This is a genomic window from Bradyrhizobium sp. WSM4872 (assembly GCF_055811715.1).
Genome location: NZ_JBVVPT010000022.1, coordinates 66955 through 76735, shown reverse-complemented (window position 1 = coordinate 76735; position 9781 = coordinate 66955). Strand labels below are relative to the sequence as shown.

General features: G+C 63.2%; 8 protein-coding genes. All 8 read right to left on the bottom strand.

Annotated elements, in window-relative coordinates; translation table 11 throughout:
- Nucleotides 1-212: 212 nt before the first annotated feature.
- Nucleotides 213-1007, bottom strand: a complete 795-nt coding sequence (locus AC0L3C_RS25565; RefSeq protein WP_473409255.1) for a transporter substrate-binding domain-containing protein — start codon at nucleotides 1005-1007, stop codon at nucleotides 213-215.
- 16 nt (nucleotides 1008-1023) lie between these two features.
- Nucleotides 1024-1782: an amino acid ABC transporter ATP-binding protein gene (locus AC0L3C_RS25560; RefSeq protein WP_473409254.1), complete on the bottom strand. Its 759-nt coding sequence runs from the start codon at nucleotides 1780-1782 to the stop codon at nucleotides 1024-1026.
- A gap of 2 nt (nucleotides 1783-1784) precedes the next feature.
- Nucleotides 1785-2453 (bottom strand): amino acid ABC transporter permease, encoded by a 669-nt coding sequence (locus AC0L3C_RS25555; protein WP_473409253.1) that lies wholly within the window; start codon nucleotides 2451-2453, stop codon nucleotides 1785-1787.
- A 7-nt stretch (nucleotides 2454-2460) separates the two neighbouring features.
- On the bottom strand, nucleotides 2461-3144 hold the full coding sequence (locus AC0L3C_RS25550) for an amino acid ABC transporter permease (RefSeq protein WP_473409252.1): 684 nt from the start codon (nucleotides 3142-3144) through the stop codon (nucleotides 2461-2463).
- Between the two features lie 10 nt (nucleotides 3145-3154).
- The gene (locus tag AC0L3C_RS25545; protein WP_473409251.1) at nucleotides 3155-4054 is read right to left on the bottom strand and encodes an NAD(P)-dependent oxidoreductase; all 900 of its coding nucleotides are present in this window, start codon (nucleotides 4052-4054) and stop codon (nucleotides 3155-3157) included.
- Between the two features lie 31 nt (nucleotides 4055-4085).
- Entirely contained in the window at nucleotides 4086-4826 is a 741-nt protein-coding gene (locus AC0L3C_RS25540; protein ID WP_473409250.1) for a FadR/GntR family transcriptional regulator, read from the bottom strand.
- A gap of 416 nt (nucleotides 4827-5242) precedes the next feature.
- A complete protein-coding gene (locus AC0L3C_RS25535) occupies nucleotides 5243-7117 on the bottom strand; it encodes an alpha-amylase family glycosyl hydrolase (protein ID WP_473409249.1) in 1875 nt (624 codons plus the stop codon).
- Nucleotides 7114-9582 carry a 3-keto-alpha-glucoside-1,2-lyase-like domain-containing protein gene (locus AC0L3C_RS25530; protein ID WP_473409248.1) on the bottom strand — a complete coding sequence of 823 codons (2469 nt, stop codon included), beginning with the start codon at nucleotides 9580-9582 and terminating at the stop codon, nucleotides 7114-7116. Before AC0L3C_RS25530 ends, AC0L3C_RS25535 begins: the two co-directional genes overlap by 4 nt.
- Nucleotides 9583-9781 lie beyond the last annotated feature (199 nt).

Below are 9781 nucleotides of genomic sequence, written 5' to 3'. Positions count from 1 at the left end.
GCTCACGATGAACCTGCTGGACTCCCGCCCCCGGCGCGGCCGTGGCGCGCCGGGGCGGGGGGGGGGGGCGGGGGGGGGGGGGGGGGCGGCGGGGGGGGGGGGGGCGCGGCCGGGGGGGGGGGGGGCCGCGGGGGGCGCCGGCCGCGGGGGGGGGGGGGTTTTTTGGGGGGGGGGGGGGCCGCGGGGGGGGCCCCCCACGATTGTTTCCGGTCTTAACTGCGCATATCCGGCGGCAGCTCGACACCGTGGAATTTTTTGTAGATCGCATTGAGCTTGCCGTTCTTGACGTTCTCGGTGATCCAGGCGTTGAGCTTGTCCATCAGGCGCGGCTCACCCTTCTTCAGTCCGATGGCGAGGTCGAACATCGCCAGCGGAATCCGAGACTCGAACACGCGCGAGGGGTTCTTCACGCCGATCTGGTTGATGATCGTCGCGGACGAGGCGACGCAGTCGACCTGACCGGACACAGCCGCCGTGACCATGGTGGCGTCGTCATCGTAACGGGAGATCTTGAGGTCCTTGTCCTTCATGTTGGACAGCGTCGTGTCCTGCGTGGTGCCGCGCGAGACGCCGATCGACTTGTCCTTGAGGTCAGGCCAGTCCTTGACCGTCGATGATTTCAGGCAGCCGACGTCGGATTGCAGCGTCGCATAACGCTTGGTGAAATCGATGACCTTGGCGCGATCGGGCGTCACAGACAGTGTCGAGATGATGATGTCGGCCTTGCCGGTGAGGACGTTCGGGATACGGGTTGCCCCGGTGGTCTGGATGAACTCGAGCTCGAGTCCCCAGTCCTTGGCGAGCAGCTGCGCGACTTCGACGTCGGAGCCGGTCGGCTTCATGCTCGAGTCCATCATACCCGAAGGCGGGATGGCGAGGTCGGTCGAGATGCGGATCTTCTTGGCCTGCGTGATATCGTCGAGCAAGTCGGCCGATGCCGGCGTCGCCGCCATCATGGCGAGGCCACACAGCGCGGCGGCAGCTCCCAGTAATGTCTTGTTGGTCATTCCTAGTTCCTCCCTATTATGATTTTAAGTTTCCCGTGCCCACGAATTGCGTGAGTTCGGGTGTCGTCGGCGACGTCAGGATCGAGGCAGGTCCGGTTTCGTGTACCTTGCCGCGATGCATGAAGACGATCCGGTCGGCGATGCCTTTGGCAAAGCCCATCTCGTGGGTGACCATCACCATGGTCATGCCATCGGCCGCCAGCTGCTCGATCACCTTGAGCACTTCGCCGGTGAGCTCCGGATCGAGCGCGGACGTGACCTCGTCGAACAGCATCACTTTCGGCTGCATGGCGAGCGAGCGGGCGATTGCGGCGCGCTGCTGCTGGCCGCCGGAAAGCTGCTCCGGGTAGGCGTGAAGCTTCTCCTCGAGCCCGACCTGCGCCAGCACTTTTCGCGCAAGGTCTTTGGCCTGCGACGCTGTGATGCCCTTCACGGCACACGGCGCCAGCGTGATGTTCTGCTCGATCGTGAGATGCGGAAACAAATTGTAGCTCTGGAACACGATGCCGACGTCCTGGCGCAGCGCGCGCAGGTCGACGTCGGGACGGTCAACCCGATGTCCGCAGACGACGATCTCGCCGCCGTCGACCTTCTCGAAGCGGTCGATGCAGCGCAGCGCCGTGCTTTTGCCGGAGCCGGAGCGGCCGATCAGCGCCAGCACCTCGCCGCGCTCGACGGCAAAACTGACACCATCGAGCACCCGCAGTGGGCCAAAGCTCTTCTGCACGTCGCGGAGCGACACAATCGGTTCGGAGGAGGAGGCGTTCTGCTGCATCTTCAGGCCGGTGCAAGGTGAAACTTGCCACGCCCCATGCGACGTTCCAGCTTCTGGCTGAACAACGACAGGGGATAGCACATGGTGAAATAGGCGACGGCGATGATGGCGTAGATGACGAACGGCTCGAAAAGCGAGTTGTTGACGATCTGACCCGAGCGCATCAACTCGACGAAGCCGACGACGGAAGCGAGCGAGGTGTTCTTGATGATCTGCACCATGAAGCCGACGGTAGGCGGCGTCGCGATGCGGATCGCCTGCGGCAGGATCACCTTCATCATGCGCTGGGTCCGGCTCAGTGCCAGGCCTTCAGCAGCCTCCCATTGCGGCTTCGGCACGGACTGGATGCAGCCACGCCAGATCTCGCCGAGATAAGCGGCGACATAGAGTGTCAGCGAGGCGCCGGCGGCCGTGAGCGAGGAGACCTTGAGGCCGATTGCGGCGAGGCCGAAATAGCCCAGGAAAAGGATGACCAGCAGCGGTGTGCCTTGGATGAGCTGGACATAGACGCCGCTGGCGATCCGCACCGATTTGAGCGGTGAGGTGCGTGCCAGTGCAATCACGAAGCCGACGATGCCGCCGCCGATCAGCGCGATCACGGAGAGACCAATGGTCCACAGCGCGCCCTGGCCGAGGAACATCAAATGGTTGATGTTGAGATGTCCGCCCATGGTCATCTCACAACGGTGTGCCGAGCCGGCGACGGCGCGGGAACAGCACGAGGCCGAGGCCCCAGAAGCCCGCGCGCATCACCAGCGACAGTATGATGTAGAGCCCGGCGACGATGATGTAGGTCTCGAACGCGCGATAGGTGTCCGACTGGATGTAGTTGGCGACGGCGGTGAGCTCTTCGGCCGAGATTTGCGAGCAGACCGAGGAGGCCAGCATCAACAGCACGAACTGGCTGGTCAGCGCCGGATAGACCTTCTCAATCGCCGGCAGCAGGATGATGTGCCAGTAGATCTGGAGGCGTGACAGCGCCAGCCCTTCGGCGGCCTCGATTTGTCCGCGTGGAATGGCCTCGAACCCGGCGCGCATGATCTCGGCGGTATAGGCGCCGACATTGATGGTCAACGCGGCTACCGCCACGGTGAAGGCCGAGAGTTTCAGTCCCAGGCTGGCGAGGCCGAAATAGACCAGGAAGATCTGCACCAGCAGGGGCGTGTTGCGGATCGATTCGACGTAGACCTTGCAGGCGCCGGCGATCAGCGCGCTGTGCGAGCCGCGGCCGACGGCTGCAAGCGTGCCGAACAGGGCGCCGAGCATGGTCGCGAAAACCGCCAACTCCAGCGTCAGCGCGGCGCCGGCGAGAAAGCTCGGCCAACGCTCCAGCACTGCGGGGAAGTCGAGTTGCACGCTCATTGTGTCAGGTTCAGCCGGTGGTCTGGTTGGTCATGCGGTCATAGACGCGAAATAGCGCCTGGTTGCCGTTGTTGCCTTCGCCATGCGCGCGCGCGTCCACATATTGGCTGGTGACGAGCGCCGTGCCCGGCAGCGGCACGCTCAGTGCCTGCGCGTGCTCCTGTACCAGGCGGAGGTCCTTGAGTTGGAGATCGATCCGGAAGCCGGCGGAGACGTCACCGGCGATCATCGCGGGGCCGAGCTTGTCGAGCATCCAGGAGGCGGCGGAGCCTCCGAGCAGCACCCGGCGCAGCAAATTGAGATCGAGGCCCGAAGCGCGCCCGAGCGCGAGGGCCTCGCAGATGGCCTGGATGTTGATGCCGCAGATCAGCTGATTGCAGAGTTTGACGGTCTGCCCGGCGCCGGACGCACCGACATGCGTGATGGTGGTGCCCATCGCGCGGAAGAACGGCTCGGCCTTCGCGAAGGCTTTCGCATCGCCACCGGCCATGATCGAGAGTGCGGCGTTCTTGGCACCCAACGGCCCACCCGAGACCGGCGCGTCGATGAAGCTGACGCCAATTTTTTGCAGGTCGGCGTGGATGCGGCGGACAGCGACCGGCGAGATCGTGCTCATGTCGACGATCAGCTTGCCGGGCGGCGGCGACTTCAGCAGCCCATGCTCGCCGTAAACGGTCGCCTCGACATGGGGCGTGTCGGGCAGCATGGTGACGACGATGTCGGCACCTTGCGCCGCATCGGCCGGGTTCTTGGCCCGGATCGCGCCTTCCTTGACGATATCGGCTACGGCGGCCTCGTTGAGATCGAACGCGTGCACCGCGTGCCCCGCCTTCAGAAGGTTGCGCACCATCTCCAGGCCCATCGTGCCGACGCCGATGAAGCCGACGCTGCCCTTGTCGTTCCGTCCCATGTTATTCGTCCGTTTCTTCGTTAGTCCGCGATCAGCGTAAAGCGCTGGTCTTGTCGATGTCGCCGACGACGGCCCGCCTGCGGTACTCGTCGCCGATGGCAAAATGCTTGCGCAGTGTCGCATCCGCTCGCTCAGGGTCGCGCGCGATGATCGCGTCGAAGATGCGCCGGTGGTCGTCGATGAGGTACGTCTTCATCGACGGGAAGGCCTGCACCAGCTTGCGGCGGCTGCGATGCGAATGCGTCAGCAGACCCGCCAGCGACCCGTGCAGGACGGTCAACGTCTCTGAATGCGAGGCTACGACAATTGCGCGATGGAATTCGAAGTCGGCCATGCCGCCGGCATCGGCCTCGTCGATGGTGTCCCCGATTTTCGCCAGTGCACGCTGCAGCCGTTCGAAATCGGCAATGTTGGCGCGCTCGCAGGCCAGGCGGATCGCCTGGCATTCGATCGCGACGCGAGCCTGCATGACGTCGTCAAGCATGTCCGCCTGGTGGGCGAGGGCGAAGGTGAAGAAGTCGTTCAGCACCGAGACGTCCGGCCGGGTCACCACAGTACCGATGCGGTCGCGGATCTCGACGATGCCGAGCACCGTCAGGGCACGCAGCGCCTCGCGAACGATCGGCCGGCTAACGCCTAGCAGGGTGGCGAGCTCGCGTTCCGAAACCAGGCGGTCGCCGGGCCTGAGCGAGCCCGCGAGCAGGCGTTCGCGCAGGAAGGCAAACACCTTCTCAAACCCTTTTTCGGCTTCGACCGCGCGCTTAAGCTCCATCCCGATCTCGCTGGTCTGATCTTGGTCAGACCAGTATGACGACAAGCTGACCTCGTCAACTCTTTTGATGTGGGGCTATCCGTGGATTCCGGTTTCAGTGCAAGTCGGTCGAGGTGGGGCCGTGTAGCGCGCGGCCCCGGAATCAGGCGTGGCTTGGAAACGCGCCTCCTTCCGTTGTGCTGGACGGCTGAGACCGGGCAGCATGCGGAAGGCACCGAACCAAATCCCTTCTTCGGCCGTTTCGAGTCCGACCCACAACTTGTTGGATTGTGGAATGGAGAAAGCCTCCCCCACTTGGCAAGAGGATCGTTTTTTGGAAATTGACAGATCTTCGTGTTGTCCAGATCCTCGACAAACCTCGGGAGGGCTCTTGATCGAGCGGTGTGTTGGCGATGTCTTCAGGATAGTCCCCGCGCCTACGTCAGCGTCCAGATCCGTCCATAATGCGGCGGGATATTTAGATCTACTTGCTGAAGCGAAGGCACGTTCCTCAGGTCGAGAGCGCCGCCATGCAGCTCTTCGACGTAATCCCCGGCCATCGGAAACCAGAACGGGACGGTCCGGTCAGTCTCTCCAAAATTCACGGCGATCAAGGTGTAGCGACCACGGTCGTAGCGGGCGAAAAGAAGCACTCCGAACTGCTGATATCGGTCCCAGTCATTGAAGAAGAAATACGTGCCCTGACGAATGTGGTCGCGGTGCCGCCGGATCCGCAGCAGCTTACGCACCAGGCTTAGGGTGGGCCGTCCTGAATCATCGTAGAAGAAATCCCAACGCATGGGCCGCAGCAGCGAGACGCGGCCCATTCCGAAATCGGGCAGAAAGTAGTTTTCGGCGAATTCCTCGCCTTGCCAAAGCATCGGAATTCCTTTGCTCATCAGCAGGCCGATCAAATAGGGCTGCAGCATGTACCAGCGTGCCCGGTCTCCCTCGGCGAACAGCGGATTGCCGGCTTCGTCGGGGTTGGAGGTGCCGAAATTGCACAGAAAGCGCTCGTGATCGTGATTCTCGATGTACTGGAGCGCGGTCTTGGGGATGTCGTCGCCGTTGACGGTCTCCCGGTCGGGGTAGCCGAAGAGGCCAAGCTGCAGGCCGAGGTCGGCGAGCCGGCCGCGATCCCCCTGGGCTACCGCGCGTGCCGCGCCATAGGTGCCGTTCTGCCACGTGCAGTTGGAATAGGTCGAGCGCAGCACGTCCTCCGGAGCTTCGAGCTGTTCGGCCATCTGCACGAGAGTCAGCGGCCTGCCGGCCGCTCCGTCGAAGCGGCTCCAGTACGGGCGACCTGCCGCGATGTTCGCCTTGGTCAGCTGGTGCGTCTCATAGACCAGGCTCGCATAGCCCACGCCCATCGGCCCGTCCCAATAGTTCGGGACGCAGTCGTAACGGAAGCCGTCGACGTGATAGACCTCCAACCAATGGTGATTTGCCGTGTAAAAGAAGTCCCGCGTGATCGCCCGATTGAAATCCGTGCTCTTGCCGAAGTTGCTGAAGTAGTCCTTGGCAAACGGCCCCATGAACGGATTATCGCGGTACCGCAGCCGCGTGTAGGCGTCGTAGTACGGGAAATCCACGCCCGTATGGCCATAGACGACGTCCACGATCACCGCGATCCCGTGCTGGTGGCAGATGTCGACTAGCTGCTGGAAATCCGACCGCTTGCCGAAACGCTCGTCGACGCCGAAATAGCCGATCGGCAGATAGCCCCAATCGACCGAGTTGCCGACGTTGGACAGCGGCATGATCTCGATGACGTTGATCCCGAGGTCGGCGAGGTAGGCGACCAGCCCGCGAGCGCGGTCGAGGTCGTTGCCAAACTCCGCGATGTTCACCTCATACAGGATCAGGTCTGCCAGCGCGGGCGTTCGCCATTGCGCCTCGCCGGCACTCCAGAGGTAGGGCTGGTAGCCCAGAGTGAAGGCGGATTGCCTGCCGACACCGAACTCGCGCGCAAATGGGTCGACGATCCAGTCGAGCGTTCCGACGTTCGGGTTGGTGATGGTGTAGCGATAGACATAGCGACCCGGACTGCCCCAGGCCGAGCCCGGCACCGCGGGCGGCGTCCCGGCGACGGGGACCGTGACCGACCAGAAGTCGCCATATGGAGCACGAACGCTGTGCGCCAGCCGAAACTCCCGGGCCGGCATCTCCTGCAGGAACTGGTCCGCCTCATGGATGATCTTCACGGTGACGACGTTGCCGTCGGCCGCCGACACCCAGGGCATCCAGAGTCCGAACGTCACCGCGCCGTTGCTTTCCACGGCGCCCAAGGATCCGAGTGGCATCAGGTTCATGCCACGAGACCCTCCAACGACTTCCACTGAATGTTGCGAAAGAGCACGCGACCCGTATGAGTTTGCAGGCCGATGAAGCGCGGGTCCTGAGCGGTGGACGGCAGCCCGCGGCGCGGGGACTGCGGATCGCCCGCGAAATGGAAAATGTTCACCGTCTGCTCGTTCAGCGCGACGGTGATGTCGGCACCATCGACGGTGATCTCATAGCTGTTCCATTCTCCCACCGGATGGACCGTCAGCGGACCGTCGGTCGGCCCCTTGAAGGAGTAGACCGCACCCGTCCTGTGGATGGGCGCATTGTCCGGCCGGGCCAGTTCGTCGATCTGAATCTCGAAGCCGAAGTTGACGCCGACATAGGCCGTGTTGTCGTAGCCCTCGTTCCGGGGGTCCGGGAAGCCGATGAAGACGCCCGAATTGTCGTCCGGCGCCGTCATCATCCATTGCAGCCGCAAAACATAGCGAGGCGGCGTCCGGCGCTTCAGCCAGAGCAGCCCCAGATCGGTCCCCGTTCGTGCCTCGAGAACCCCGCGCCGGACCCGGAACGAGCCAGGGTCGTCCCGGCCGGGCTGGTTGCTGATCATCGACATTGTCCAGTCCCCGAGAGAGGTGCCATCGAACAGCGTCTCGAAACCCGCCTCGGCCGCGAAGGCAGGAGGCGTCATGATCAGGTCGCCGGTGCGGCGCGAGAGCGCTATCCCGGTCAGCATCGGGTTGGGCGAACCGATGCTCGGGAAGAGCGCCGGGCCGGCCGCATACAGGTTCTCGGTGTGATGGAAGCGTCCGTTGCCGTCCGTGACGCTCGTGGTCGGATCGGTGCCCATCCAAAGTGTCCCGGCTTCATGATGGGTCGTCCCGAGCCCGTCCTGGTTGCTCTGGAGCACCTGCATGGGCTGACCGTTGGCCAAGACGGCGGCGACCTTTTGCATCGCCGCATCCATGACGGCCCAGAGATCCTGATCGCGCTGCGTCGGTGTCAGCGCAACCGATGCACGACGAACGCCGTATTCGTCTGTCCGCGAGCTCAGATCGACGCGGCCTGGATGAGCGGCGGGATTGGCCGGATCGGCGGGCTCCATCTCTCCGAGCCCTCTGATTGCAATTGCGACATGCGTGTCGGTCGAGGTCTTCAGCTGATCGAAAAAGTCGACGTCGGGCACCTTGCGGTAGAGCTCGTCCTCGGCGCCGCTGGTGTTGCCGCCGCCGCTCGCGGAGATCTGAAGGTGGAAGTGGCCGATCAGATCACCATTCGGGCGCGTTGCCCGTCCCTTCACGAACAGGGCCGCAGTCTGCAGCTCGTTCACCGCCGGCGAAAGCCCGGAAATCGCCGACCGCGGCACGCGGATGACAAGGTTCGAGCGAAGGTGCGCAATCAGATTCTTGCCGATGAGCGACAGGGTCGGAAGTCCGGTGGCATCGAACGATGCGAGAGCCAGCCGCGCGTTCTCGATCGTGCCGAGCGCGATGACAACGGCACCACCGGGTGCCAGATCTATCGGACCTCGACTAGTGTCGATGCCTGAGATGCGCCAGGTCCCTGCCGCGGTGGGGACGCTGCGCAGCGTCAGCACATGCGTGTCGGGCAGCACCATGAATTCCTTGACCGAATCATTGCCGTTGGAGTCGCTCGCCGCAGTCCGAGCCGCCTTCATCAGCAGCGGAACGACGCTGAACTTGTTCAGCGGGAAGAACCCCGCGTGTGGCGGGCGCGCCTGCACAGCCAGCGGCGCTTCCAGCTTCAGCAGGTTTAGGAGGTCGTTTTGCGAAAGTCCGCCGCTCGACGACAGGCCAAGCAACTGTGCGGGGTCGGCGCCCGACTTCAGCAGCGGAGATGGCGGGAGCGCGTCGAGCGCGAACGCTCCGGGCACGCTCGACAAACTGTCGAAGAGCCGGCGACGCAGCGCATTCTGCAATTCGCCGAAAATGAAGTCGTTCGCCTCGTCGACACCGATCTGGCGAGAACTCTCATCGAAATAGCGGCTGTTCAGATCGACTACGGTGTTTGCGGGCCAACCCAACATCTCCTCGTCCAGCAGACGAGGCGACCAACCGCCCCAATAGAGCGATCTGCCCCCGAGCGTGTACGCTAGTCCTTTGAAGGGAATAGTCGACTTCCATGGAATTCCCCAGACCTCGTTGCGTGGGGGCTCCGGCTGCGGCAGGCTTTCGTTCAAAAGGAACGGATTAGCCGGATCGGCAAACCCTTGGATCCCCGTGTTCTGAACATGCTCAGGGACGGTGAACATCCCGGCATCGACGACCAGCGTCCTCAATCCGCCACCCGTTTGTTTCTGGCGGAACCACAAATGCTCAGCCATCGCAGAACCGAACGTCCCGCCTCCCACGAGGATGAAATCGAACGGACGCCCGCCTGCGGATTTCCAGGCATCAACTTCCGCGAGATTGTTGCAGAGATAGCGGCCTTGAATGTCTTTGGTGAACGAGGTCGTTTCCGTAGTGATTGGCATTGCCCGTCTCCTGGTGCAATCCTCGGACTCGCCTGAGTGTTAAGACACGGCTTCCTTCAACCTTAAATGAGCTAATTCACAGATTGCTCTTCTTTCACTGCCGAGGCCCGGTGCGACGACGGCCTCTTAGGCCGCCAAGTTCCAAATCCTCGCACAAGAGCCCGGAACCTGTTGAGTCAGAAACGCTGAAGCTCCGCCG